The sequence below is a fragment of the Gordonia alkaliphila genome (genome assembly GCF_039542465.1).
Classification (GTDB): Bacteria; Actinomycetota; Actinomycetes; order Mycobacteriales; family Mycobacteriaceae; genus Gordonia; species Gordonia alkaliphila.
Genome location: NZ_BAABIE010000015.1, coordinates 70,309 through 94,600 on the forward strand (window position 1 = coordinate 70,309; position 24,292 = coordinate 94,600).

The following is a 24,292-nucleotide window of genomic DNA, read 5'->3' on the forward strand; positions in this document are numbered from 1 at the left end:
CTAGGCAGCCACGCGGCATTTCCCCGCACGACGGGACTCGTTCAGCCCCGTTCTGTCGCTGATCTGCGTCGCCGCGGCACAATTCGCCCATTCCGACCGGGGCGCGGCCGAAGCGCGATCGCTCCCTGCGGAATCTCCCCACCGCGGGATCTTCTCCTCCAGAACCGTCGTTGTACCGTGGAGCGAATCGACCACGAACCGTCCGGCCTGCCGCCGGAGGTGTCAGGAGTTCCGCCGTGACCACGCCCCCGCCGCCCGAGCAGCCGAGCGACCCGCAGAGCACCGGCGGCCAGCAAGCTCCGTACCACCAGCACGCGGAGCCCACCGTGAACTACGGTCCGGCGCCGGTCGCGCCGACGGACGCGGAGACCACCGCGCTGGTGGCCGCCTCGGCCACCGCCGCCCGCCGATGGCAGGCCATCGCCGCCCTCGCGCTGGCCGCGGCCGCCGTGGTGATCATCGGTTTCTTCCTGCTGGGACAGAACCGCGGCGACGACGCGGCGCCGACCACCACGACCGTCACCGAGACGTACGAGACCGAGGGCGCCGCGGTCACCAGCACCAAGACCAGCACCAAGACCGCGACGGTCACCGGCGAGGCGCAGACCGCGACCCGGACCGAGACCGAGCGCGAGACTCAGGTCCGGACCGAGACCGAGACCGTCACGAGGACCAGCACATCGACGACGACGGTTTTCACGCCGTCGCCGTCGGCGGGCACCCCCTAGCTGGTCACCACGTCGAGGGTGCGGAGTTCCGGCACCACCTCGGCGGTGAACGCCTCCAGGAAGCGGCGCTGGTCGGCGCCCGGGTTGTGGAAGACCAAGTGGTTGAGGCCGGCGTCCAGGTACGGCTTGATCTGCGCGATCGCCTGCTCGGGGGTGGAGGCGACGATCCACCGCTTGGCGACCTGCTCGATGGGCAGTTCGTCGGCCAGCCGCTCCATCTCCACCGATGAGTTCACCGAGTGCTTCTGCTCCGGCGTCAGCGACAGCGGGGCCCAGAAGCGGGTGTTCTCCAGCGCCACCGCGGGATCGGGGTCGTAGGAGATCTTGATCTCGATCATCCGGTCGATGTCGGCGAAGTTCCGCTCGGCCTTGGCCGCGCCCTCGCGCACCGCGGGGATCAGCTTCTCGGTGTAGAGGTCCATGCCCTTGCCGGAGGTGCAGATGAAGCCGTCGCCCGCGCGGCCGGCGTAGCGGGCCACCACCGGTCCGCCCGCTGCGATGTACACCGGGATCGGTTCGGCGGGCACGTCGTACATGTAGGCGCCCTGCGTGCGGTAGTAGTCGCCCTCGAAGTTCACTTCGTCGCCGGTCCACAGTTCCCGCATCAGGCGCACCGCCTCGCGTAACCGCGCGAAGCGCTCCTTGAACTCGGGCCAGTCACCGGTGAAACCGGTGGCGTACTCGTTGAGCGCCTCGCCGGTGCCCACGCCGAGCATCACGCGGCCCGGGTAGAGGCAGCCGAAGGTCGCGAAGGCCTGCGCGATGACCGCAGGGTTGTAGCGGAACGTCGGCGTCAGCACCGAGGTGCCCATCTGCAGCCGTTCGGTGCGCTCGCCCACCGCGGCCAGCCAGCCGAGAGAGAACGGCGCATGACCGCCGTTGTGCCGCCACGGCTGGAAGTGGTCGCTGACCGTCACCGAATCGAGGCCGAATTCCTCCGCCGCGACGCTGATCTCGACGAGCTCGCGCGGGCCGAACTGCTCCGCCGACGCCTTGAGACCGAGCTTGAGTTCCGCTGCCATCAGGTTCCTTTCCAACGACGACGCGCAGGTGGGCGTCACGTCCCAACGCGGGTGACATCCGAGCGATGGCCCCGTGTGAGCCACCTTACGTACGCGGGAGTGAAGCCGAGACGCAGCACCGTAACTGGTGCACAATCAACGCGTGCCGATTCCCGTGGAGTACTTGCGCGCCGACCAAGCAGCGCCGCCGCGCACCCTGATCGACATCCTGCTCGCCACCGCCGCCGCGCATCCCGATGCACCGGCCGTCGACGACGGCGACCAGCCGCTGACCTACTCCGAACTGATGGCCGTGACCCGACGGCTGGCGGGTCGACTCGGCGCCCTCGGCATCGGCCGCGGCGACCGCATCGGCATCCGGATGCCGTCCGGGCACCGGGACCTCTACATCGCGATTCTCGCCACCCTGTACGCCGGCGCCGCCTATGTCCCCGTCGACGCGGACGACCCCGACGAGCGCGCCGAACTCGTCTTCGGCGAGGCCGAGATCGACGCCCTGATCGACGCCGACGGCATTCATCCGCAGGGCGGGCGGCACCGCGCCGCGGCGTCCGACGAAGCACTCGAGCACTCCCCCGTCGGCCTCACCGACGACGCCTGGATCATCTTCACCTCCGGCTCCACCGGTACGCCGAAGGGCGTGGCGGTGACCCACCGCAACGCCGCCGCCTTCGTCGACGCCGAAGCCGGACTGTTCCTGCAGGACGCTCCGCTCGGTCCGGGCGACCGGGTGCTGGCCGGATTGTCGGTGGCCTTCGACGCGTCCTGCGAGGAGATGTGGCTCGCGTGGCGGCACGGCGCGTGCCTGGTGCCCGCGCCGCGCGCCCTGGTGCGCAGCGGCATGGACCTGGGTCCGTGGCTGGTGATGCGCGACGTCAACGTCGTCTCCACCGTTCCGACGCTGGCGGCACTGTGGCCGGCCGAGGCGCTGGAAGCGGTGCGCCTGCTGATCTTCGGCGGCGAAGCGTGCCCGCCGGAGCTGGCCGACCGGCTGGCCACCGGCGACCGCGAAGTGTGGAACACCTACGGCCCCACCGAGGCGACCGTGGTGGCCTCGGCCGCCCAGATGTACCGGGACCAACCGGTGCGTATCGGACTCCCGCTGATGGGCTGGGACCTGGCGGTCGTCGACGCCGCCGGGCAGCCGGTGGCGGTCGGCGAGGTGGGCGAACTGGTGATCGGCGGCGTCGGCTTGGCCCGCTATCTCGATCCGGCCAAGGACGCCGAGAAGTACGCGCCGATGGAGACGCTCGGCTGGGAACGCGCCTACCGCAGCGGCGACCTGGTCCGCCTCGACCTGGCCGGGCTGCTGTTCGTCGGTCGCGCCGACGACCAGGTGAAGATCGGTGGCCGCCGCATCGAGCTCGGCGAGATCGACAACGCGCTGCAGAATCTGCCCGGGGTGAGCGGCGGCGCCTGCGCGGTCCGCAAGAACCCGGCCGGACACGACCTCCTGGTGGGCTACCTGGCCTCCACCGATTCGGCCTTCGACCTGACCGCGGCGAGCGCCCGGCTGCGCGAGGAGCTGCCTGCCGCCATGGTGCCGCGCCTGGTGCTGCTCGACGAGCTGCCCACCCGCACCTCCGGCAAGGTGGACCGCGACAAGCTGCCGTGGCCGGTGCCCGGGGCCGCCGACGGCGGCACCGATCGCCCCGCCGACGACCTGACGCCCACGCAGGCCTGGCTGGCCGAACAGTGGACCGAGGTGCTCGGCATGCCGGTGCAGCACGTCGACGCCGACTTCTTCGCCGAGGGCGGCGGGTCGCTGTCGGCGGCCCAGCTGGTCAGCGCGCTGCGATCGCGGTACCCGGAGATCACCGTCGCCGCCCTGTACGACTATCCGCGGCTCGGGTCGCTCGCCGAACTCCTCGACTCGTTGGCGCCGGTCGACGCCGCACCCCCGCGCGAGGTGGCGCCGATCCCGGCGAGCACCGGGCTGATCCAGCTGGTGGCCGCCCTCCCGCTGGCCACCCTGACCGGCTTCGCCTGGATGACCTGGCTGGGCGTGGCCAACAACGCCGGTCGGGCCGTCGCCGATGCGCTCGGCTACCACGCGAGCTGGCTGGTCTCGGTGAACTGGTGGGTGCTGCTGGTCTCCTTCCTGATCTTCGTGACGCCGATGGGCCGGGTGGTCATCGCGGCCACCGGCGCGCGCCTGCTGCTGCACGGCGTCGTCGCCGGGGACCATCCGCGCGGCGGTTCGGTGCACGTACGGCTGTGGATCGCCGAACGCCTGATGGTGGCCAGCGGTGCGCACAACATGGCCGGCGCGCCGTGGATGCCGACCCTCGCGCGGGCGCTCGGCGCGACCCTCGGCAAGGGCGTCGACCTGCACACCCTGCCGCCGGTGACCGGTCTGCTGACCGTCGGCGACGGCGCCGCGATCGAACCCGAGGTGGACCTGTCCGGCTGGTGGCTCGACGGCGACGTTCTGCACATCGGCGCCATCGAGATCCGCGACGGCGCCACCGTCGGCGCGCGCTCCACGCTGCTGCCCGGCGCGGTGATCGGCCGCGACGCGATCGTCGACCCGGGTTCGACGGTCCTGCACAAGGTGAAGGCCCGGCAGCGGTGGGCGGGCTCACCGGCCACCAAGATCGGCAAGGCCAAGGGGCACTGGCCCACCGAGGCCCCGGCGCCGCGCCGCTACTGGGTGCCGATCTACGCGCTCAGCGCGCTGCTGATCGCCGGGATCCCGCTGTTCGCGCTCGCCGTCGGCCTGATCGTGACGTTCTCGTGGGCGCTGTCGGCCGACGAGATGACGTCGGTGCTGCTGCGGGCGCTGGCCCTGACCCCGGCCGGCATGCTCGCCGCGCTCGCCGCGTTCGCCCTGGCCACGCTGGTCGTGGTGCGCCTAGCGTCGATCGGTCTGAAACCCGGTTGGTACCAGGTCCGCAGCCGCGTCGGCTGGCAGATGTGGCTCACCGAGCGCGTGATGGACTCGGCCCGCACCTACCTGTTCCCGCTGTACGCCAGTCTGCTGACGCCCTGGTGGTTCCGGGCGCTGGGCGCCCGCATCGGTAAGGGCACCGAGATCTCCACCGCCCTGGTGGTCCCCAAGTTCACCGTGGTGGGCGACGACTCGTTCCTGGCCGACGACACCATGGTCGCCTCCTACGAGCTGGGCGGCGGCTGGATGCGGATCGGCCAGGCCCGGGTCGGTAAGCGCGCCTTCCTCGGCAACTCCGGCATGGTGGCGCCCGCCCGCAAGGTCCCCAAGGGCGGCCTGGTCGCGGTACTGTCGGCGGCGCCGGAGAAGGCCAAGTCCGGTTCCAGCTGGCTGGGCAGTCCGCCGCAGCGGCTGCGTCGTACCGCGGGCGAGGAGGACGACACCCGCACCTTCGCGCCGCCGACCAAGCTGCGCCTGGCGCGCGCGGCGGTCGAGACGCTCCGCCTGGTCGCCGTGTGGGTGAGCTTCGTCATCGGCGTCGGCGTGCTGCTCGCTCTGCAGAGCGTGGCCACCACCACCGACGCCGCGGTCGCCACCGCGGTGAGCGGCCTGATCCTGCTCACCGCCGGGATCGTCGCCGGGATCGTCGCGGCCGCCGCGAAGTGGCTGGTCATCGGGCGGGTACGTGCGGGCCGCCACCCGCTGTGGAGCTCGTTCATCTGGCGCAACGAACTGTCCGACGCCTTCGTCGAGACCGTCGCCGCGCCGTGGTTCGCCAACGCCGCCACCGGTACGCCGGTGCTGAACTGGTGGCTGCGCGCCATGGGCGCCTCCATCGGCCGCGGTGTCTGGTGCGAGTCGTACTGGCTGCCCGAGGCCGACATGGTGGAACTGGGCGACGGCGCCAACGTGCAGCGCGGCTGCGTGGTGCAGACGCACCTGTTCCACGACCGGGTGATGGCCATCGACACGGTGCGGCTGGCGCCGGGCGCCACCCTCGGTCCGCACTGCGTCGCGCTCCCCGCCGCGCAGATCGGCGCGGCGGCCACCGTCGGCCCCGGATCGCTGGTGATGCGCGGCGACCAGGTGCCCGACTACACCCGCTGGCAGGGCAATCCGATCACCCCGTGGCCGCGGTGACCCGGTAGGACACCGACCGACCCCACTCTCCCCGCCGCCACCGGTAGGGTGAGGTTTCGCGAGCGAGTAGACGGAGGACTGCGTGCCCAGCAAGGCGGACAAGAACGTTTCGCACACCCCGACCCTGAGCGGCACCTCCCACGAACTCGACCCGTACATGCCCGACCACGGCAATCTGGGCTATCGGATCTCGCGCTACGACCTGGACCTGAACTACCGGGTCTCGCCGAACCGGCTGCGCGGCACCGCCACCATCACCGCGACGAGCTACCAGCAGCTGCAGCGGTTCACCCTCGACCTGGCCGGGCACCTCCAGGTGCACCGCGTGTCCGTGAACGGGCGGGCGGCCCGCTATTCGCGACGCGCCGGCAAGCTCGCGATCACCCCGGCCGCGCCCGTCCCGCCGGGCGGCGCGATGACCGTCGTCATCGGTTACGGCGGCACCCCGAAGCCGATCCGCGGTCTGTGGGGCGAGGTGGGCTGGGACGAATTGGAGAACGGCTCGCTGTGCGCCAGTCAGCCCAACGGTGCGCCGTCGTGGTTCCCCTGCGACGACCATCCCGAGGCCAAGGCGCCGTTCCAGATCAGCATCACCACCGACAGCCCGTACTACGCCCTGGCTAACGGCACCCTGATCGAGAAGAAGCGCAGCGCGGGCACCACCACCTGGGTGTACGAGCAGGTCGAGCCGATGGCCACCTACCTGGCGTCCATCCAGATCGGCCAGTACGAGCACCGCGCCATGCCCGGTTCGGACGTCCCGATCTACGCGCTGACGCCGCGTCGCCTGAACACCGACTTCGACGAGAGCTTCCGTCACCAGACGGCGATGATGGAAGTGTTCACCGAGCTGTACGGCCCCTACCCGTTCGCGCACTACACCGCCGTCGTGGTCGACGACGACCTGGAGATCCCGCTCGAAGCGCAGGGCTTCTCGGTGTTCGGCGCCAACCACTGCGACGGCACCCTGACCAGCGAGCGGCTGATCGCCCACGAGTTGGCCCACCAGTGGTTCGGCAACTCGGTGACGGTGGCGCGCTGGCGCGACATCTGGCTCAACGAGGGCTTCGCCTGCTACTCGGAGTGGCTGTGGAGCCAGCGCAGCGGCGGCCGGTCGGCCGACGAGTGGGCGCGGCACTACTACGCCAAGCTCGCCGCGCATCCGGTCAAGGTGCCGCTGGGCGATCCCGGCCCCAAGGAGATGTTCGACGACTGGGTGTACAAGCGCGGCGCCGTGACGCTGCACGCCCTGCGTCTGCGGCTGGGCGACGGCCCGTTCTTCGCCCTGCTGCAGCGGTGGACCGACAAATACCGCTACCGCTGCGTCACCACCGAGGACTTCATCGCCCTGGCGAGCACGTACACCAGCGAGTCCCTCAACGACCTCTGGCGCGACTGGCTGTTCACCCCGGAACTGCCGCCGTTCCCGGTCCTGCGCTGAGCGCAGCGAACCGCCGATAGTGCGTCTACGCGCCGAAGGTCGGCAGGAGTCCGGCCTCGACGGCCGCGCGCAACGACGGCGCCTGGCGGTCCTTCTCGGAGAGCCGGAACTCCAGCGGCGCGCCGTCCCGACCCACCGACGGCCAGCGGATGCCGATCTCGTCGTCGAGCGGGTCGACGCCGTGTTCGGCGGTCGGGTTGTAGCCGGTCGAGCACAGGTAGGTGACGGTGGAACCGTCCTGCAGCGAGCAGAAGGCGTGGCCGAGGCCTTCGGCCAGGTAGACCGCTTTGCGGTCGAGGTCGTCGAGCAGCACCGCGTCGTAGGTGCCGAAGGTCGGTGAGCCCACCCGCAGGTCCACCACCACGTCGAGCACCGCCCCGTAGGCGCAGGTCACGTACTTCGCCTGTCCCGGCGGGACGTCGGCGAAGTGCACGCCACGGATCACGCCGGCGGCCGAGACCGAGGTGTTGACCTGGGCGAGCGTGAAGTCGTGCCCGATCGCCTCGGCCAGGTGAGGAGCCGTGAACGACTCCAGGAACACGCCTCGGTCGTCGCCGTGCTGGACCGGGGTGAACTCCCAGGCGCCGCTGATCGTCAGTTCCCGAACTCGCATGTCCGCAGGCCTCGTCTCGCTCTGGTGGTCAGTGGTCGTGCGGGTTCAGAGCTCGCGGCCGCGGGTCGGCAGATCGAGCAGGTAGTCACCGTAGCCGGACTTGGTCAGCGCGGCCGCCCGGGCGGCCAGATCGTCGTCGCTGAGATATCCCAGACGCCACCCGATCTCCTCGGGCACGCCGATCTTGAGGCCCTGCCGCTGCTCCACCGTGCGGACGAAGTTGCCGGCGTCCAGCAGTGAGTCGAAGGTGCCGGTGTCGAGCCAGGCGGTTCCGCGCGGCAGCACCGTGACGTGCAGTCGGCCTTGCCGCAGGTACTCGGCGTTCACGTCGGTGATCTCGTACTCGCCGCGCTCGGACGGGGCCAGGTTGCGGGCGATCTCCACCACGTCGTTGGAGTAGAAGTACAGGCCCGGCACCGAATAGTTCGACTTCGGCTGGGCCGGCTTCTCCACCAACGACAGCACGCGGCCCTGCGCGTCGAACTCCACCACGCCGTAGGCCGACGGGTCGGCGACGCGGTAGGCGAAGATGGCTCCGCCGTCGACGTCCTCGAAGCCTTTCAGCTGGCTGCCGAGGCCGGGGCCGTAGAAGATGTTGTCGCCCAGCACCAATGCCACCGACTCGTCACCGATGTGCTCGGCGCCGATCACGAAGGCCTGCGCCAACCCGTTCGGTTCGGGCTGCGTCGCGTACCGCAGTGAAATCCCGAACTGCGAGCCGTCGCCGAGCAGATGCTCGAAGGCGGGACGGTCCTGCGGCGTGGAGATCACCAGGATGTCGCGGACACCGGCGAGCATCAGGGTGGAGAGCGGGTAGTAGATCATGGGCTTGTCGTAGACCGGAACCAACTGCTTGCTCACCCCCTGGGTGATCGGATGCAGCCGGGTGCCCGCGCCGCCCGCCAGGATGATTCCGCGCATGCGTCAACCCTATCGGTAGAGTCGGATGCCGAACGCCACTGTCAGCGAGGAGCCCGTCGATGCGAGTACTGGTGACCGGCGGGGCCGGTTTCATCGGAGCCAACTTCGTCCTTCGCACGCTCGCCGAACGGCCCGACGTCGACCTCACGGTGCTCGACAAGTTCACCTACGCCGCCAACGCGAGCACCCTGGACCCGGTCGCGTCCGACATCCGCGTGGTACGCGGGGACATCGCCGACGCGAGTATCGTCGATCCGCTGGTGGCCGACGCCGATCTCGTGGTGAACTTCGCCGCCGAATCACACAACGACCGCTCGCTGGCCGACCCGTCGTCGTTCGTGCAGACCAATCTGGTCGGCACGTACACGCTGCTCGAATCGGTGCGCAGGCACGACGTCCGGCTGCACCACATCAGCACCGACGAGGTGTACGGCGACCTCGATCTGGACGATCCGGCGCGCTTCACCGAGACCACCGCCTACAACCCGTCGAGCCCGTACAGCTCCACCAAGGCCGGCAGCGACCTGCTGGTGCGGGCGTGGGTGCGGTCGTTCGACGTGGCCGCCACACTGTCCAACTGCTCCAACAACTACGGCCCGTACCAGCACGTGGAGAAGCTGATCCCGCGGCAGATCACCAACGTGCTCAGCGGGATCCGCCCCAAGGTGTACGGCGACGGCGCCAATGTGCGGGACTGGATTCACGTGCACGACCACAACGACGCGGTGTGGACCGTCATCGACCGCGGGCAGCTCGGCGAGACCTACCTGATCGGCGCCGACGGCGAGGTGGACAACCTGACCGTCGTGACGTCGATCCTGGAGCTGATGGGCCGGGAGGCGGACGCCTTCGACTTCGTCACCGACCGCCCCGGGCACGACCGCCGGTACGCGATCGACGCCACCCGTCTGCGCACCGAGCTGGGTTGGACGCCGCGGTTCACCGACTTCCGGTCCGGCCTGGCCGACACCATCGACTGGTACACCGCCCACCGCGACTGGTGGGAGCCGGTCAAGGCCGGCGTCGAAGCCGTCTACGCCGCCACCCAGCAGACCCTGTAACAGAGGAGATCCCATGCGCGTTCTGGTCACCGGCGGCGCCGGCTACATCGGCTCGCACACCGTGCTGGCACTGCTGGCCGCCGGTCACGAGGCGGTGATCGCCGACGACTTCAGCAACTCCAAGGTCGCGGTGATCGGGCGGCTGGAAGAGCTTGCCGGACAAGCGATTCCGTACCACCGCGTGGACCTCACCGACCGGGCCGCCACGGCCGCGGTGTTCGACGCCGAGCCCGTCGACTCGGTGATCCACTTCGCCGGGTTCAAAGCGGTCGGCGAGTCGGTGGCGCAGCCGCTGAGCTACTACGAGAACAACCTGGACAGCACCTACTCGGTGCTGCGCGCCATGGAAAGCCGCGGCGTACACCGGTTCGTGTTCTCGTCGTCGGCCACCGTCTACGGCGACAATCCGGTGCGCGAACGCACCGAGGACATGCCGAGGACCGCGACCAATCCGTACGGCTGGACCAAGGTGATGATCGAGCAGATCCTGCACGATCTGGCCGCGTCCGACGACCGCTGGCGGATCGCGGTGCTGCGCTACTTCAATCCGGTGGGCGCGCATCCGAGCGGCCGGATCGGCGAGGACCCCAGCGGCTTCCCGAACAACCTGATGCCGTTCGTCGCGCAGGTGGCCGTCGGACGTCGGGAGCGGTTGTCGGTGTTCGGCGACGACTACGACACCCCGGACGGCACCGGCGTGCGCGACTACATCCACGTCGAGGACCTCGCCGCCGGGCACGTCGCGGCGCTGGCCAAGCTCACCGAGATCGACGACGGCTGGTCGGCCTGGAATCTGGGCTCCGGCCACGGGGTTTCGGTACTGGAGCTGGTCGACGCCTTCGCGCGCGCCAGCGGCCGGGAGATCGGTTACGAGATCGCGCCGCGCCGCCCCGGCGATGCGCCCGCCTACTGGGCCGACCCGAGCAAGGCCAACGCCGAACTGCACTGGCGCACCACCAAGACGCTCGACGACATGTGCGCCGACTCGTGGCGCTGGCAGTCGTCGAACCCCGACGGCTACCCCGACTGATCCCTCCTACCGGGGCTGATCGAGGAGCACGTCCTCCTCGCGGTGCGGACGCACCGCGGCGACCACGCCCGAACTGCGCGCGGACACCAGCACCACGACCAGGGAACCGATCGCGACCACCGCGCCGACGATCAGCATGGCCGGATACCCGACGTCGTAGCGCTCGAAGATCGCCGCCATGATCGCCGGGCTGGCGAAGCCCAGGTAGGTGAGGCCGTAGAACACCGCGGTGAGCCCGGCGAGGTCGTCGGGTCCGGCGATGCGCTGCACGGTCAGCAGCCCGGAGATCAGGGCCATGCCGTAGCCGCCGCCGAGCACCGCGGCCGCCAGCAACGCGACCGGGATGGTGAGGAGGTTCGCCGCGAGAGCCGCGAGCAGCATGCCTGCCGCGGTGAGCCCCATCGCCGCCACCGACGCGCGGGGCGAGCCGGGCCGGTCGATCTTGCGGCCGAGGGTCTGGACGAAGAAGCCGGCGGTGAGCCCCACCAGGCAGCAGATACCGGCGAAGACGATGTCCCAGCCCTGCGTGAGCGGGCTCAGCAGTGCGGGCAGCACGGCGTAGGCGACGGCGCAGGCACCGAACACCCAGGGCGCGACCGGCGCCACCTGCAGCCAGAAGGCGGCGCGCCGGGCCGACGGGATCTTGAGGTCGTCGACCAGGCGTCCACCGCGTGCCGCGGCGCGCGTCTCCGGCACCGGCCACAGCAGCACCAGTGCGACCGCCGCGAGGGCGATGTTGACCAGGTAGGCGAGCTGGTTGGGCCACGGCGCCCACTGGGCGAGCAGCGCGGCGGCGCCCGCGCCGAGCGCGAAGCCGGCGGTGAGGCTGAGGGCGGCACGACGGGCACCGGCGGTCACGCCGGCGCCGTCGCGGTCGGACAGCTCCTTGATCCAGCTGCCGCCGACCGCCATGGCCAGGCCGAGTGCGACCCCGCTACACACTCGACCCAGCGCCAGCAGGGGCGCCGAGTGCGCCCCCAGGGCCAGCAGGCCCGAACCGAGCGCCGCGATGAGCGGCGACGGCAGCATCAGGGGGCGACGTCCGAAGCGGTCCGAAAGCGGTCCGCCGATCAGGAGCGCCGGGACGATGCCCAGCACGTACGTGAACAGCAGCGCGTCGACCACCACGTCGGACATCTGCGCGTTGCCGCGGTACATCACCAGCAGCGGCGTGAACTGGTTGCCGCCCCAGGCCGCGGTGAAGACCGCGAGGGACACCCCGCCCCAGCCGATGCCCTTGCAGGTCGGCGCGCTCATCGCACGACGTCCGGGACGTCGTGCACGCCGGACAGGTGGGCGTGCAGGAGTGCGTCGAACCGGTCGGCGTCGCCGTCGGCGATCGCCTCCAGGAGGCCGGCGTGGTCGGCCCGGATCCGTGCGCTCACGTCCGGGTCGCGGTGGACGCTGGCCGCGGTCATCCGTCGGCGTCGTTCCGCGAGCGAGGTGTAGAAGCCTTCGAGGAGGCTGTTGCGCCCGGCGTCGACGATCAGCTGGTGGAACTCGGTGTCGATGCGGGTGAACTCGTCGCCGGCCGCGCCCTGGTGTGCGGCGAGGTTCGCGCGCAGGGCGTCGACCAGCGCGGCGAGCGCTTCGGGACGTTCGACGACGCCGCGCACCGCGTGGCACTCCACCAGCAGTCGGGCTTCGAGAACTTCGCGGGACTCCCGCTCGCCCACCGGCACGATCAGCGCGCCGCGCTTGGGGTACAGACGCATCCAGCCCTCCGCGGACAGGCGCAGGAAGGCCTCGCGGACCGGCGTGCGGCTGACCTCGCAGCGCTCGGCGATCTCGCCCTCGCTGATCAGCTCCCCGCCGGGAAGTTCGCAGCTCAGGATGAGTTCCTTGACCTCGGAGTACACCCGATCCGCTGCTGAATACGTCTTAGACACAAGATGTACTGTAGAACAGGAACCCCGGTTTTGCTCAGTCGGCCTACGACTCGGTACCATCGATCCCGCACCCGGCCCGCCGGGCGCACGCCGCCTTAGCTCAGTCGGTAGAGCGATTCACTCGTAATGAATAGGTCAGGAGTTCAATTCTCCTAGGCGGCTCGCAAAAGGGCAGGTCAGAATCGGTTTTTACGAACCGGACGACCTGCCCTTTTTGGTGAAGTCAACACTTATCCAACGATTACGGTGCGAGCTTGTCCAGCGTGGCCCGCACATCAGGCCCGAGGCTGGCACGCTCGATGTAGTGCCGCTCCGTCACCGCGGTCCCGCTGTGCCCCAATTGCGCCGACGCAGCACTGAGGCCCAACTCACGCTCCACCATCGTGCCGACAGTCTTCCTGAAGTCGTGTGGCTTCACCCACGAAAATTCATCGCCGCGAACCTTCCGCCACGCGGTCCGCACGTTCGACGGAGACCGCGGCCTGCCCGTGCGCGTCGGGAACAGTAACCCAAGCGCTGACGGCACCTCACGCTCCCGTTGCCGCTCGATCGCCTCCGCCGTAAATGTCGGCACCAAGACGGTCCGGTGGCCGGCCTGGGTCTTCGTGTGATCCTGTCGCTCGACACCCCTGCCCCCGACCTCGACGACGGTCCCGGCAATCGTCACCCTCGTACCAGCCTCGGTTACGTCGACGTCGACCCAGCGCAGCGCAAGGACTTCACCGATCCGGCTGCCGGTCCCGATCATCACGTCAAGGATCTCCGCCAGGTCGTACGCCCGCTTTGGTCCGCTCTTCTGCTCGTCCTGCCAGGCCTTCACCCGCTGGCGCAGCAACTTGACCTCGGCGACCGTCAACGCCTTCGCCCGCCGCATAGACGCAGGAGGCTTCGACGTGTCCGACACCGGATTATGCTGCACGGCATCGTGTCGGGCAGCGAGCGCGAAAGCCTGCCGCAGGACCGTCCTAGAGTCCCGGACCGCCGAGGGCGCAGCGAGCGACTTCAAGAACACTTCGATCCGGCCTGTCGTCGCTTCATGCAGTCGCACTTCCGCCAACCCCGGCTTAATCGCCTTCTCGACCGCGCGCCGATAGTAGGACTTCGTACTGCTGGAGCGGTCCGAACGGTCAACCTCGTCCAGCCAGTAGTCCAGCAGCTCGGCCACCGTCGAATCACTGGTGATGACTTCGCCGCCTGCCGGCCTAGATCTGTCTCGAAGCGCAGTCTTCAGCTCGGACTTCGCCTTCGCCTCGGTCTCGCCGGTCGCCTGGACCAGTCTGGTCACGCCATCGAAGTCGCGGAACCTTGCCTTAGCAACCCAGCCACCTCGAGAATTTCGAGAAGTGCCAATCGTCCCGTATGTACCGATCGGCGCAGGCTTACGTGCCACGCTTCAGCCCTCCCGCCTGTGCTCGTCGCTGAGAATGCCCTTTTTCCGCGCCATCGCAATCCACTTGCTCGTCGTCGGTCGCGGAATGTCGTACACCTCCAGAAATGCACCCGATGGCCGATAGCCATGCACCTGTAACCAGGCGTAGTGCTGCGCCATCTGATCTAGCGCTTCGTCAGTCGGGCCATTCTTGGCGAAGTCTTCCGGAGGCCAAACATGCCTCTTCGTGAACTTGTCAGGCTCTCCCGGCACCGGCTCCGAGACGAAGAACTCGACCGCGCTCCGAAGCCACTGCGTGATGTTCACCGCACGAATTGCCGCCGAATTCACTGGCGGCCCAGTCTCGTTGCCGTCCTGGTCCTTGCGGTCGATGATCAAGCGATCGCAGACGAGTCTGCCGTTGCTCATCGTCGTCACCATCTCGTATCTGACACCATCGATCCAGCGCTCGACCGGCCCCGTCGTCACGTACACCCTGCCGCCGTACATCGACCAGAACTGACTGTCCGGACCGCCGTAGCCGATCTTGTAGGCCTCCGTCATCCGCGCCTCCTTTTCGCAACACTCCGCACAGTGTTGCACAGTCCGCGGCGGGTGTGTTATTCCTTTATCGGAAGCAACAGCCCGCAGAGTGTTTCCCAGACAGAAAGGTTCGACGTGGACAAGATCAACGAACTCATCAAGGAACTGGCCGATGAAGGGCCAACGGTCCCGCTGTGGCCGACTGCCGGGAACCTGCTCGGCATCAGCAAGTCGCACACCTATGCCCTGGCGCGCGCCGACAAGTTCCCCGCCAAGGTCATCAAGATCGGAGCAAGCTACCGCGTCGTCACCGCTTCGCTGGTCAACCTGATCTCCGCCGACACCGGTGGCGCCGCGTGACGTGGCCCCAGGAGGATCACGCCGACCTCGGCCTGATCGACGACGACAACACCCCCGAGATGCGAAAGACCCCGGTGCACTCCGCCAAGAACGCCACCGAGGTCTCCAGCCACAACCCCACGAAAGGAACTGAAGCTATGGCTGATCCTACCCTCACCACCCCGTTCCCGGCCCTATCCGGGCCGATCCTCGCCATCGAGGAATACCTCGCCACCGACAACGCACCCGTGCTCGTCCGAGTCCAAGTCGACGACCCCATCCGAGGCCCGATCATCGAGATGTACTTCGCTGACGACCTGATGGTCCAGCCGTGACCGAGCCAATCAGCTGGGAGCCGGTGCGTGCCTTCGTGCGCCACCGGCTCGCCGGCATCGGACCCGTACCAACCGCAGGCAGCACCACCTGGACCGACCTCGACGACGACGACCCGCAGAAGATCGCATCCGTCATCCGTGCGGGCGAACGCTGGGTCTTAGAAGAAGAAGTCCGTCAGATCAGGGAGGCCAAGTTCTTCGCCAAACAAGCCGCCGTCGACATCTCGCAAGCGCTGCCCTGGGCGCAGGTCGCCAAACAGATCGCAGACCGCAACGCCTGGTACCGCGCCCACCCTGACCTTCGGAGGAAAACCGCATGACAGACCAGCACACCGGACGCCGCCTCCGAATCACCCTCGGCTCAGCCGTCCAACCCAAGCGAATCGTTTGGTGGGAAGAACACTGGATCCCATCCGCTGCACTGACCCTCCTCGCCGGACGAGAAGGACTCGGTAAGTCCACCATTGCAGTGCACTGGGCGGCCCGAGAGACTCGCGCCGGCCGCTACGTCATTTACCTGCACTCCGAGGACTCGCGCGAGCACACAGTGGTTCCGCGACTTCTCGCAGCTGGAGCTGACCTGACGAAGGTGATCTTCCTCGACGTCGAAACCGAGTTCAGCGATACGGGCACCGTGATCTTGCCGTACGACCTCGAGCAACTCGAAGATCTCATCACTGACTACGGGGTCACCTTCATCGTTCTCGACGCCGCCACCTCGGCCATGTCGTCGACGCTCTCCGGCAAGGACGACCGGCAAGTCCGTCAGTACCTGGAGCCACTAAGCCAACTCGCCGGCCGACGAGACATCGTCATTCTCGGCCTCGTCCACTTCGGCAAGCGTGACGGTGCGGACTCCGGGAAGCTGATCCTCGGTTCGATCGCCTGGTCCCAAGTCGCACGCTCAGTGCTGTCCGTCGCCCTCGATCCCGACTCCGGGAAGCTGGTGGTGACCAACACGAAGGGCAACCTGGCACCCCGCACCCGATCGGTGGAAGCGCACATCGTCTCCACTCCCATCACGATCGACGGTGAGCAGACGGAGATCGGTGTCATCGAATGGCTCGGTGAGACGACCGCCGACGCCCGCGACTACCTCTCCGGCGAAGACGGGCAGAGTAACCGAGACGTCGACGACTGGCTGACCGAGTACCTGAAGGACGGCCGACAGAAGGCCAACGAGATCTTCCAGGCCGCCGACGCCAACGGCTTCTCCAAGGATCAGGTCAAGCGCGCCAAGAAGCGGGTCGGAGCCAACGCAGTCAAGGACGGCGTCTGGTGGTGGGAGTCGCCCACCGTCATCGAAGGCAGCGTCGTCAAGGTTTCCGTCGACACCAAGGGAGCAGAAGAACAGCCTCACTCACGCTCCCTTGCTCCCTTGCTCCCTTCCAGGTCAGAGGGCATGAATGACTGCTCCCTTGACCCAAGGGAGCAAGGGAGCACGAATGACCCCACCACCGCACCCTTGACCCGCAGCACCGTCTGCCGTGACTGCAACATCTCGCTTCCCGCCACCGCTACCGGCGACCAGTGCGACGAATGCGAAGGCCGCCGCTTCCTCGCCCACCCCGAGCCCGCCCAGCCCAAGCCTGAACCTGTCGTCGTCCACAGCGGCACCACCGAACGCCGAGCAGCACAACGGCAAGTCGGAGTCTGGCTTGGCAGCGGTGAACCCGTCGCCCGAAAGGAGATCGCCTGATGCCCCGCAAGCGGAAGACCCGCCACTGCACCCGCTGCAATCGCCCCACCAAATCCGTCACACGGTTCTGCCACACCTGCAGACCAGCAACAGCTGTTCCCCACGTCCACCGAGTCGGAGGAGGAATCAGCTTCGCAGGCTGGACCTTCAGCCACGACCAAGCCGTCCACCTCGCCAACCAGATCATCGACACCCTGGAGGAACCCGCCCCATGACCGCCCGCCCCTGCCACAGGTGCGGTGAACCCATCCCCGCCGACACCTACTGCCCACCCTGCAACCCCGGCGACACCAAGCCCACCGCCCACCGTCGCGGCTACGACAGCACCTGGACCCGCCTATCCCGACGAGCCCGACGCCTACAGCCGTTCTGCACAGACTGCAGCGCCACCACCGACCTCCAAGCCGACCACTCCCCCGAAGCATGGGAGAGAAGAGCCCAAGGACTCACCATCCGCCTGGCAGACATCGACGTCGTATGCGGCCCATGCAACCGAGCGCGCGGCCAAGCCAAACAGGGGGGATACCGCAAAAGCCCAGGTCAGAGACCCGAAGGCAAGGCACGGAGCGCGTTACACTTTGGACTGAGTACAGAAAAGGATGGTGGTGGTTCCGGTGAAGGCAGGTCCGAAGGCCGCGGTCTCTGATTCTCCGCTGCCGTTTAAGCCCAGGTCAGACGTCGAATCTGAACGGTTTCTCGCGTTCGCTGACAAGTTCTTGCGGGTGCCGAAGGGCACGAACTCGCGTGGGAAGCTCCACCTTCGTGACTGGCAGGTGGAGATCGCTCAGGATGTTCTCGACTCGGGTGCTCGCACGGTGGGTCTCATGCTGCCGCGCGGGCAGGGGAAGACGACGCTGAACGCCGCGATCGGCCTGTATGCGTTCTTCTGCTGGGGTGATGGCGCGAACGTGGTGGTGTTCGCTGTCGACGAGCGTCAGGCGGGTCTCGCGTTCTCGGCTGCGCGCCGGATGGTGGAGTTGTCCCCGGAGCTCGCCGAGCGCTGCCAGGTGTTCAAGGACCGCTTGTACATTCCTTCGACTGACTCCAGCTTCACGGTGTACCCGGCTTCTCCTGCAGCGGCTGAAGGTCTCGATTACGTGATGGCGATCGTGGACGAGGCCGGCGTGGTGAACCGAGATCTGTTCGAGGTCGTCCAGCTCGCGCAGGGTAAGCGTGAACGCTCGGTCCTGGTGGCGATCGGTACGCCTGGCCCGAACATCGAGGACCAGGTTCTTCTGTCGCTGCGCGAGTATGCCCTCGCCCATCCCGACGACACCACGATGCGGTGGCGCGAGCATTCCGCTGTTGGTTTCGAGGACCATCCCGTCGACTGTGAGCACTGTTGGGAGCTAGCAAATCCGGCTTTGGGCGACTTTCTTCACCGCGATGCGCTGGTGGCGCTTCTGCCGCCGAAGACTCGGGAGGCGACGTTCCGGCGTGCCCGACTCTGCCAGTTCGCCACCGACGTCGATGGCGCTTTCCTGCCGCCTGGTGTGTGGGACTCGCTCGGTAACGGTGAACCGGTCCCTGACGGCCTAGAGGTCGTCGTCGCGTTGGATGGCAGCTTCAGCGATGACACGACGGCCTTGCTCGTCGGCACGGTGTCGACGGAACCGCACTTCGACAAGATCCGCGTGTGGGAGAAGCCGCCTGGCGATGATTCTTGGCGGGTGCCGGTCTCCGAGGTCGAAGACGAGATCCGGCAGGCCTGCAAGCGGTGGCAGGTCGTGGAGGTCATCGCCGACCCGTTCCGCTGGACCCGCACCTTGCAAGTCCTGGAATCGGAGAAGCTGCCGATCCTGGAGTTCCCGCACTCGCCGTCTCGGCTGACCGCTGCGACTGGCGACCTGTACAGCGCTGCCTTGAACGGCAAGCTGAGCCACTCGGGCGACTCCACCTTGGCCGCGCACGTTGGTGCCGCGGTGATCGTGGAAGACGCCCGGGGAATCCGCCTCGCCAAGCAGTCGAGGTCTCGGAAGGCAAGAAAGATCGACTTGGCAGCTTGCCTGGTCATGGCCCATAGCCGCGCGACGTGGCGCGCTACCCGCAACACCCGCAGAAGAACACGGAGTTTCCGATGACTGACACTTTGACCACCCTGCTGCAGAAGCTCGACCAGCCTGCAGCGGTCTACGACGAGAACGAGCGTTACTACTCGGGCCGGCAGGCCCTCGCGTTCCTGGCCCCCGAATCTCGAGATGCGCTCGGTGACCGGTTCGGGCGCATGGCGTCGAACATTCCTCGCCTGGCGATCACGTCGCTGACCGAGCGGCTGCGTGTCACCGGCTTCTCCGGCGTCGACGTCTGGGATGACTGGCTCAGGAACGATCTGGATCAGCAGTCCACCATCGCGCACCGTGAAGCACTCCTCCTCGGCGCCTCCTACGCGATCGTGTGGGCCGACCAGTTCGGTCGCCCGAAGGTCACGATCGAATCGGCACGGCAGGTCACCGTCATCACCGACCCCGGTACCCGGCAGATCGTGGCCGCGTTGAAGCGGTGGGAGACGGAGACGACGACCGAGGCTGTCCTGTACGGCCCGCACGAGATTGTGCGCCTTCGCGCCGAGCAGACCGGCGCGACGACGGCAGGCTTCAATGTCGTCGAGACGTTGGCGAATCCGCTGGGCATCGTTCCTGTCGTCCGGCTGACGAACTCGGATCGGCTTCTCGACGATGGTGTCTCGGAGATCGAGGACCTGAAGCCGCTGATCGACGCCTTGAACAAGCTTTTGACGGACATGCTGGTGACCTCCGAATACGTTGGCCGGCCTCGCCGCTGGGCAACCGGAATCGAGATGGAGGAAGACGAGGACGGCAACGAGATCAACCCAATCCCGGAAGGCGATCGGGCGATGATCTCGGAGAACCCGGACTCGAAGTTCGGGCAGCTCGAATCGGCGGATCTCGGAGGCTACGAATCGGCGGTCCGCATCTTGCTCGGGCAGATCATGGCGGTCTCGGCCCTCCCGGCGCACTACATCGGGCAACTGACGGCCACACCGCCATCGGCAGATGCTCTGCGCGCTGCAGAAGCGTCACTGACGGCCCGCGCTCAGGCTCGGCAGCAGGTGTTTGGCCGCGCGTGGGAGCAGGTGGCCCGCCTCATCATCGCTGTCCGTGACGGTATCGATCCGCTGATGGTGGAGCCTCGGGTGATCTGGGCTGATCCTGCTACCCGCTCGATCGCCCAGGAAGCCGATGCCGTGGTGAAGCTGTTCTCGTCTGGTCTGCTGCCCGCCGACTACGCACTGCAGCGACTCGGTTACGGGGATGATGAGATCCTGGCTATCCGGCAGGCCCGCCGTACCGCCGCGCTCGACTCCACCGCCGTCGACCTGTCCAAGCTGGTGGGCTGATGGCGCTCACGGACACGCTGAAAGCGTTGGCCTCCGACACCGAGCAGGTCGTGATCGCCGCCTACCGAAGCTATCTCGAAGGTCTCATCGACCGAGACGACACGGTGGCCCTCATCGCGCAGGCCATCGCCGAGGCGAACGGACGAGCCCGGAGCTTGGCGGACATGGCGGTCGCCGCCCAAGTGATGATCGAACTACAGGAACCGGTACCGGTGTCCGGTGTCGAGTACCCGAACGATGTGCCGCGCCTGCAGAAGGCCGCCGACACGGTCCTGACGGTCGCCGAGGGCTCGGAGGTACCGGAAGCCATCATCGGACGCTTGGCCCGCTCGGAACCGCTGGAGGCCGCGGCGTCGACGTACTCGGACGCGATGGTCCGGTCGGGTGTCACGAAAGGGTGGGTCCGGCAGAAATCGGCGTCAGCGTGCCAGCTCTGCGAATGGTGGTGGCGCTCTGGTCGCGTCTGGCCGGCAGAACACCCGTTCCAGCACCACAAGGGCTGCACCTGCACCCCGAAAGTCGTTCTGAAGAAGGGAATCAAGGAGACCGGGTACACGCGGCGCCTGAGGAACGAGCAAGCCATGGAAGCAATCAACAACTACGCCAGGAGGAACCGATGACCGAAGAAGATCAGCAGCTCGACACCGAGCCCGTCGTGGATGAGGTACGGCAGAAGGACCCAGGCCCTTCTGCGCCGACCGGCGAAGAAGTCACGGATGACCTTGAAAAGCCCGATGACGAGCCCGAGACGTTCCCGCGCGAGTACGTGGAGAAGCTGCGTCAGGAGAACGGCAAGTACCGTCAGCGCGCTCAGCAGGCCGACGACCTCGCCCAGCGACTGCACACCGCGCTTGTCGCCGCCGATGGCCGACTGCAGGACCCCACGGACCTCGCCTTCGACCCGAGCCACCTGGACGACGGCAACCTGACCGCGGCGATCGATGGCCTGATCGAACGCAAGCCGCACCTGGCGGCCCGCCGAATTGTCGGTGACGTCGGGCAGGGTGCAACTACCACGGCAGGGGAAGTTGACCTGCTCGGAATCCTTGGAGGGAGGTGAACATGAATCTGAAGAACGAGGCTGCAGAAGCCATCCTGACGCGCATCAAGGATCTCGCCGAGAACGCGCCTGCAGGGAACGTGCGTGATCTCGCCGAGGCTTACTCGCTCGTCGTCGCCGCGAACAGGGGCGCCGGCGTTCCCGAGGAGGACCGGAAGCGACGTACCGCAGTCGCTATGTGATCTCAATATGTGAGACGATGAAGGGGACCTTCCTGGTGGAGGTCCCCTTCTTCTCGTCCTGGCGGCGTGATCCCCCAATCACTACATGCCCCAGGAGGCACCAATGGCTGAATCCACTGCCACCAATCCCACCCTGCTCGCCGATCAGGTCGCGTCCCTGCTCGTCCAGCCCCTCGAAGCGGCGTCGGTCGTCCTCGCGTCCGGTCCCCGGATCTTCGACACCGCCCGCGAACTCCGCATCCCCAAGCTCGTCTCCGGCTCCACCCCCGGCTTCGTCGGTGAAGGCGCCCTGATCCCCGACACCGCCGACGCGAGCTTCAGCGAGATCACCCTGATGCCGACCGAGCGCAAGAGCATCAAGACGATCATGCGCTTCAGCTCCGAGCTCGTCCGTCAGTCCGTCATCGGCATCGACTCGGTACTGAAGGCCCGCCTGGTCAAGGACGTCTCCGATCTCCTCGACGACGCCCTCCTGCAGGGAGCCGGGACCTCCGACTCGATCAAGGGAATCACCAAGCAGGCCGGCGTCACGACCGGCGATCTCGACGTCACCGACCCGGACAGCCTGCTCGACGCCATCGCCGCGCTGAACGCCAAGGAGATCACCCCGAACCGGTGGTTCCTGTCCGGCGCCGACTTCGCCGAACTCCGCAAGCTGAAGGAGTCCTCGACCTCGGCCCGCTACCTGCTGGAGCCCGACCCGTCGAAGCAGTCTGGTACCACCCTGTTCGGTATCCCGGCGACCGTCACGAACAAGCTGGCGGCCGGCACCGCGGTCCTCGCGGACATGTCGACCGTGGCGATCGCACGCGACACCAGCCCCAGCGTGACCGTGCTCAACGAGCGCTACGCCGAATACGACCAGGTCGGCCTTCGCGTCACGTGTCGCTACGACCTCGGCCTGCTCCACCCGGAGGCGGTCTCGGTCCTGACGGCCACCCCCTAATGGCACCGTCAGGGCAGGACGTGGCCGCGTTCCTGGGGAAGGAGACTGACCCGGGAGCGGTCGCGCTCGCCGAACAACACGTCCAGATCGTGACAGCGATGGCCCGCGCATACACCCGCGGTCGTGGCTTCTCGGCGACTGGCGACCCGTCCGCGGACGTCGCCGCTGTCATCACGACGGCCACGGCACGGTTGGTCACCAACCCCGGGCAGCTCGCCTACGACCAATCTGCCGGCCAATTCTCGACGTCGGTCCGTGACAGCTTCGCGGGCTGGACGCTGGCCGAGCTGTTCGTCCTGAACCGGTATCGGCGGAAGGCACGGTAGGAAGACTCGCGTTCCCGGCGCTCCCCGGTTGTAGCGCGACGAGGCCCAGCGGAGGACCGTCCCCGCTGGGCCTCATTCCGTCCGGAGACCAACACAAAGCCAACGAGAATGGTCAGGACTGCAGCAAACTATGAAGCGACGCCCTGCCACGCCCGCCTATTACGACCTGCAGCGACAGGACTACGGCAGACCGCAAGGACTACAGAAAACGGAAGTTCGTAATGAATAGGTCAGGAGTTCAATTCTCCTAGGCGGCTCGTACAAGGCCAGGTAGACAGTCCCTTTTCGGACCGACTACCTGGCCTTTCTGCTTCTGCACCCGCTCCGGAGCTACCCGATCACCTCGAGATCAGGCATGACACGAAGCATGAAGCTCTCGAAGTGCGGCACCGTAAAGTCGGCGTACCCGTAGTCGGGCGTGTAAAGAAGGCCCATGCCGATCAGTTCGGCCCTGATCGGAGCAACCTGGCTGGACTCCCGCTTCAGGACAGAGGCCACGTCCTGCGCCTTCTGCTTCCCCGGCCCCAGCTCAGCCATCGCCCGAAGATACTGCTTTTGACGGTTGGTGCAGCGGTCGAAGCGGACACGGAAGAATGACTCGTCGAGTTTGGCCGTATAGAGAGCCTCGGCATCCGACACGTCATCCCGGGTAATGACGGTACCGCTGGCCACTCCCCACACCGCGTACCCCAACTCCTGCAAGAAGTACGGGTACCGACCCGTGATCTGGAGCGCGAGCTCGAGAGCGTCCGACTCGAACGAGGCGCCCTCGATCTTCGCCGGACCGTCCAGAGCCTCTCGCGCGTCACGGTCGTCGAGGTCACCGATCGTCGGGAACTGAAACAGTCGTTCGGCGTACGACTTGGCATCCCCGACCAACTCCGCAATGAGCGGCAGACCAGCACCGACCATGGTTACAGGCAGCGACCGTTGAACGACCTTATGAATTGCCGAGATGAGAGCCTCCAACTGCGCAGGAGCAAGAAACTGGATCTCATCGAACAGCAGCACCACGCCACGTCCAGCGTCGGCAGCCGCTTCACCGACAGCCACGAACACGTCCGTGAGATCCAGAGCCAGGTCGCCGTGATCAGCCTTGCCCGGCTCGGTCGCATCGGCGGCGTACCCGATCTGCACCGTCCCCGTGAGGTCGGCAGTCAGGGTGAAGGAAGCCAATACTCGGCCAGCCTTCTGGAATCGCTCGTTCCACCGCGCCTTAGGGGCTCTTCGAAGTTGAGCGGGCACCTCAGCAGTGAATCTGGATGCCTGCCCGCTGTTTGCGGGTGCAGTGGAATCGTATCCGGCGTCGTGAGTTCTCGAGGTTCCGGAAGCCACATGCGGCGCGTTTGACCTGTTTGACGAGCCGGTTGTAGCCCTCTGTGCGGGCGTTGGTGATCGTG

25 protein-coding genes and 1 tRNA gene are annotated in these 24,292 nt (G+C 67.5%); 17 read left to right on the forward strand and 9 right to left on the reverse strand.

Features of this window, described 5'->3' with window-relative positions; translation table 11 throughout:
• Nucleotides 1-236: 236 nt before the first annotated feature.
• The gene (locus ABD989_RS15010) at nt 237-728 is read left to right on the forward strand and encodes a hypothetical protein (protein ID WP_246992644.1); all 492 of its coding nucleotides are present in this window, start codon (nt 237-239) and stop codon (nt 726-728) included.
• On the opposite strand, the gene fgd is transcribed toward ABD989_RS15010, so the two are convergent.
• The gene (gene fgd / locus ABD989_RS15015) at nt 725-1,750 is read right to left on the reverse strand and encodes a glucose-6-phosphate dehydrogenase (coenzyme-F420) (RefSeq protein ID WP_345314081.1); all 1,026 of its coding nucleotides are present in this window, start codon (nt 1,748-1,750) and stop codon (nt 725-727) included. The two genes, ABD989_RS15010 and fgd, sit on opposite strands and share 4 nt — an antisense overlap.
• A 142-nt stretch (nt 1,751-1,892) precedes the next feature.
• Here fgd and ABD989_RS15020 point away from each other — a divergent pair, with 142 nt between their 5' ends.
• On the forward strand, nt 1,893-5,780 hold the full coding sequence (locus ABD989_RS15020) for a Pls/PosA family non-ribosomal peptide synthetase (protein ID WP_345314082.1): 3,888 nt from the start codon (nt 1,893-1,895) through the stop codon (nt 5,778-5,780).
• An 82-nt stretch (nt 5,781-5,862) separates the two neighbouring features.
• Nucleotides 5,863-7,221 (forward strand): M1 family metallopeptidase, encoded by a 1,359-nt coding sequence (locus tag ABD989_RS15025; protein WP_246992649.1) that lies wholly within the window; start codon nt 5,863-5,865, stop codon nt 7,219-7,221.
• Nucleotides 7,222-7,246: 25 nt separating this feature from the next.
• On the opposite strand, the gene ABD989_RS15030 is transcribed toward ABD989_RS15025, so the two are convergent.
• Both ABD989_RS15030 and rfbA read right to left on the reverse strand, forming a co-directional pair.
• Nucleotides 7,247-7,834, reverse strand: coding sequence for a dTDP-4-dehydrorhamnose 3,5-epimerase family protein (locus tag ABD989_RS15030; protein ID WP_246992651.1), 588 nt, complete (start codon nt 7,832-7,834; stop codon nt 7,247-7,249).
• Between the two features lie 45 nt (nt 7,835-7,879).
• Complete coding sequence (gene rfbA / locus ABD989_RS15035; protein WP_345314083.1) at nt 7,880-8,755, reverse strand: glucose-1-phosphate thymidylyltransferase RfbA; 876 nt, start codon at nt 8,753-8,755, stop codon at nt 7,880-7,882.
• A gap of 59 nt (nt 8,756-8,814) precedes the next feature.
• Between rfbA and rfbB the strand changes: the two genes are divergently transcribed.
• Together rfbB and galE are read left to right on the forward strand one after the other, a co-directional pair.
• Nucleotides 8,815-9,816: a dTDP-glucose 4,6-dehydratase gene (gene rfbB, locus ABD989_RS15040; protein WP_345314084.1), complete on the forward strand. Its 1,002-nt coding sequence runs from the start codon at nt 8,815-8,817 to the stop codon at nt 9,814-9,816.
• Between the two features lie 13 nt (nt 9,817-9,829).
• Nucleotides 9,830-10,846 (forward strand): UDP-glucose 4-epimerase GalE, encoded by a 1,017-nt coding sequence (gene galE / locus ABD989_RS15045; RefSeq protein ID WP_345314085.1) that lies wholly within the window; start codon nt 9,830-9,832, stop codon nt 10,844-10,846.
• Between the two features lie 6 nt (nt 10,847-10,852).
• Here galE and ABD989_RS15050 read toward each other — a convergent pair whose 3' ends face one another.
• Complete coding sequence (locus ABD989_RS15050) at nt 10,853-12,103, reverse strand: MFS transporter (RefSeq protein WP_345314086.1); 1,251 nt, start codon at nt 12,101-12,103, stop codon at nt 10,853-10,855.
• Nucleotides 12,100-12,735: a GntR family transcriptional regulator gene (locus ABD989_RS15055; protein ID WP_345314087.1), complete on the reverse strand. Its 636-nt coding sequence runs from the start codon at nt 12,733-12,735 to the stop codon at nt 12,100-12,102. Before ABD989_RS15055 ends, ABD989_RS15050 begins: the two co-directional genes overlap by 4 nt.
• Before the next feature lie 89 nt (nt 12,736-12,824).
• Between ABD989_RS15055 and ABD989_RS15060 the strand changes: the two genes are divergently transcribed.
• Nucleotides 12,825-12,897, forward strand: a tRNA-Thr gene (locus ABD989_RS15060).
• 79 nt (nt 12,898-12,976) lie between these two features.
• On the opposite strand, the gene ABD989_RS15065 is transcribed toward ABD989_RS15060, so the two are convergent.
• Nucleotides 12,977-14,020: a tyrosine-type recombinase/integrase gene (locus tag ABD989_RS15065; protein WP_345314088.1), complete on the reverse strand. Its 1,044-nt coding sequence runs from the start codon at nt 14,018-14,020 to the stop codon at nt 12,977-12,979.
• Between the two features lie 108 nt (nt 14,021-14,128).
• The gene (locus tag ABD989_RS15070) at nt 14,129-14,668 is read right to left on the reverse strand and encodes a hypothetical protein (RefSeq protein WP_345314089.1); all 540 of its coding nucleotides are present in this window, start codon (nt 14,666-14,668) and stop codon (nt 14,129-14,131) included.
• Nucleotides 14,669-14,782: 114 nt separating this feature from the next.
• On the opposite strand from ABD989_RS15070, the gene ABD989_RS15075 reads away from it, so the two are divergent.
• From ABD989_RS15075 to ABD989_RS15125, 11 genes are all read left to right on the forward strand, one after another.
• Complete coding sequence (locus tag ABD989_RS15075; RefSeq protein ID WP_345314090.1) at nt 14,783-15,007, forward strand: hypothetical protein; 225 nt, start codon at nt 14,783-14,785, stop codon at nt 15,005-15,007.
• Nucleotides 15,004-15,321: a hypothetical protein gene (locus tag ABD989_RS15080; protein ID WP_345314091.1), complete on the forward strand. Its 318-nt coding sequence runs from the start codon at nt 15,004-15,006 to the stop codon at nt 15,319-15,321. Before ABD989_RS15075 ends, ABD989_RS15080 begins: the two co-directional genes overlap by 4 nt.
• Nucleotides 15,318-15,641 carry a DUF2742 domain-containing protein gene (locus ABD989_RS15085; protein ID WP_345314092.1) on the forward strand — a complete coding sequence of 108 codons (324 nt, stop codon included), beginning with the start codon at nt 15,318-15,320 and terminating at the stop codon, nt 15,639-15,641. The genes ABD989_RS15080 and ABD989_RS15085 overlap by 4 nt, the downstream gene beginning before the upstream one ends.
• Entirely contained in the window at nt 15,638-17,020 is a 1,383-nt protein-coding gene (locus tag ABD989_RS15090) for an AAA family ATPase (protein WP_345314093.1), read from the forward strand. The genes ABD989_RS15085 and ABD989_RS15090 overlap by 4 nt, the downstream gene beginning before the upstream one ends.
• Nucleotides 17,021-17,634: 614 nt before the next feature.
• On the forward strand, nt 17,635-19,101 hold the full coding sequence (locus tag ABD989_RS15095) for a terminase large subunit domain-containing protein (RefSeq protein WP_345314103.1): 1,467 nt from the start codon (nt 17,635-17,637) through the stop codon (nt 19,099-19,101).
• Nucleotides 19,098-20,378 carry a phage portal protein gene (locus ABD989_RS15100; protein WP_345314104.1) on the forward strand — a complete coding sequence of 427 codons (1,281 nt, stop codon included), beginning with the start codon at nt 19,098-19,100 and terminating at the stop codon, nt 20,376-20,378. The genes ABD989_RS15095 and ABD989_RS15100 overlap by 4 nt, the downstream gene beginning before the upstream one ends.
• Complete coding sequence (locus ABD989_RS15105; RefSeq protein ID WP_345314094.1) at nt 20,378-20,998, forward strand: hypothetical protein; 621 nt, start codon at nt 20,378-20,380, stop codon at nt 20,996-20,998. The genes ABD989_RS15100 and ABD989_RS15105 overlap by 1 nt, the downstream gene beginning before the upstream one ends.
• Nucleotides 20,995-21,438, forward strand: a complete 444-nt coding sequence (locus tag ABD989_RS15110) for a hypothetical protein (protein ID WP_345314095.1) — start codon at nt 20,995-20,997, stop codon at nt 21,436-21,438. Before ABD989_RS15105 ends, ABD989_RS15110 begins: the two co-directional genes overlap by 4 nt.
• A gap of 2 nt (nt 21,439-21,440) precedes the next feature.
• Nucleotides 21,441-21,620, forward strand: a complete 180-nt coding sequence (locus ABD989_RS15115) for a hypothetical protein (RefSeq protein WP_345314096.1) — start codon at nt 21,441-21,443, stop codon at nt 21,618-21,620.
• A gap of 103 nt (nt 21,621-21,723) precedes the next feature.
• Nucleotides 21,724-22,566 carry a phage major capsid protein gene (locus tag ABD989_RS15120; RefSeq protein ID WP_345314097.1) on the forward strand — a complete coding sequence of 281 codons (843 nt, stop codon included), beginning with the start codon at nt 21,724-21,726 and terminating at the stop codon, nt 22,564-22,566.
• Nucleotides 22,567-22,586: 20 nt separating this feature from the next.
• Nucleotides 22,587-22,892 carry a hypothetical protein gene (locus ABD989_RS15125; protein WP_345314098.1) on the forward strand — a complete coding sequence of 102 codons (306 nt, stop codon included), beginning with the start codon at nt 22,587-22,589 and terminating at the stop codon, nt 22,890-22,892.
• 330 nt (nt 22,893-23,222) lie between these two features.
• Here the strand turns inward: ABD989_RS15125 and ABD989_RS15130 are convergent, their stop codons facing one another.
• Entirely contained in the window at nt 23,223-24,068 is an 846-nt protein-coding gene (locus ABD989_RS15130) for a P-loop NTPase family protein (RefSeq protein ID WP_345314099.1), read from the reverse strand.
• Between the two features lie 70 nt (nt 24,069-24,138).
• Nucleotides 24,139-24,292, reverse strand: a 154-nt coding sequence (locus tag ABD989_RS15135; protein ID WP_345314105.1) for a transposase, incomplete at its 5' end; no start/stop codon positions are given.

Coding starts and splice junctions, on each gene's coding strand:
- fgd (WP_345314081.1), bottom strand. CDS start 1,750: ATGGCAGCGGAACTCAAGCTCGGTCTCAAGGCGTCGGCGGAGCAGTTC.
- ABD989_RS15030 (WP_246992651.1), bottom strand. CDS start 7,834: ATGCGAGTTCGGGAACTGACGATCAGCGGCGCCTGGGAGTTCACCCCG.
- rfbA (WP_345314083.1), bottom strand. CDS start 8,755: ATGCGCGGAATCATCCTGGCGGGCGGCGCGGGCACCCGGCTGCATCCG.
- rfbB (WP_345314084.1), top strand. CDS start 8,815: ATGCGAGTACTGGTGACCGGCGGGGCCGGTTTCATCGGAGCCAACTTC.
- galE (WP_345314085.1), top strand. CDS start 9,830: ATGCGCGTTCTGGTCACCGGCGGCGCCGGCTACATCGGCTCGCACACC.
- ABD989_RS15050 (WP_345314086.1), bottom strand. CDS start 12,103: ATGAGCGCGCCGACCTGCAAGGGCATCGGCTGGGGCGGGGTGTCCCTC.
- ABD989_RS15070 (WP_345314089.1), bottom strand. CDS start 14,668: ATGACGGAGGCCTACAAGATCGGCTACGGCGGTCCGGACAGTCAGTTC.
- ABD989_RS15090 (WP_345314093.1), top strand. CDS start 15,638: ATGACAGACCAGCACACCGGACGCCGCCTCCGAATCACCCTCGGCTCA.
- ABD989_RS15100 (WP_345314104.1), top strand. CDS start 19,098: ATGACTGACACTTTGACCACCCTGCTGCAGAAGCTCGACCAGCCTGCA.
- ABD989_RS15105 (WP_345314094.1), top strand. CDS start 20,378: ATGGCGCTCACGGACACGCTGAAAGCGTTGGCCTCCGACACCGAGCAG.
- ABD989_RS15110 (WP_345314095.1), top strand. CDS start 20,995: ATGACCGAAGAAGATCAGCAGCTCGACACCGAGCCCGTCGTGGATGAG.
- ABD989_RS15115 (WP_345314096.1), top strand. CDS start 21,441: ATGAATCTGAAGAACGAGGCTGCAGAAGCCATCCTGACGCGCATCAAG.
- ABD989_RS15120 (WP_345314097.1), top strand. CDS start 21,724: ATGGCTGAATCCACTGCCACCAATCCCACCCTGCTCGCCGATCAGGTC.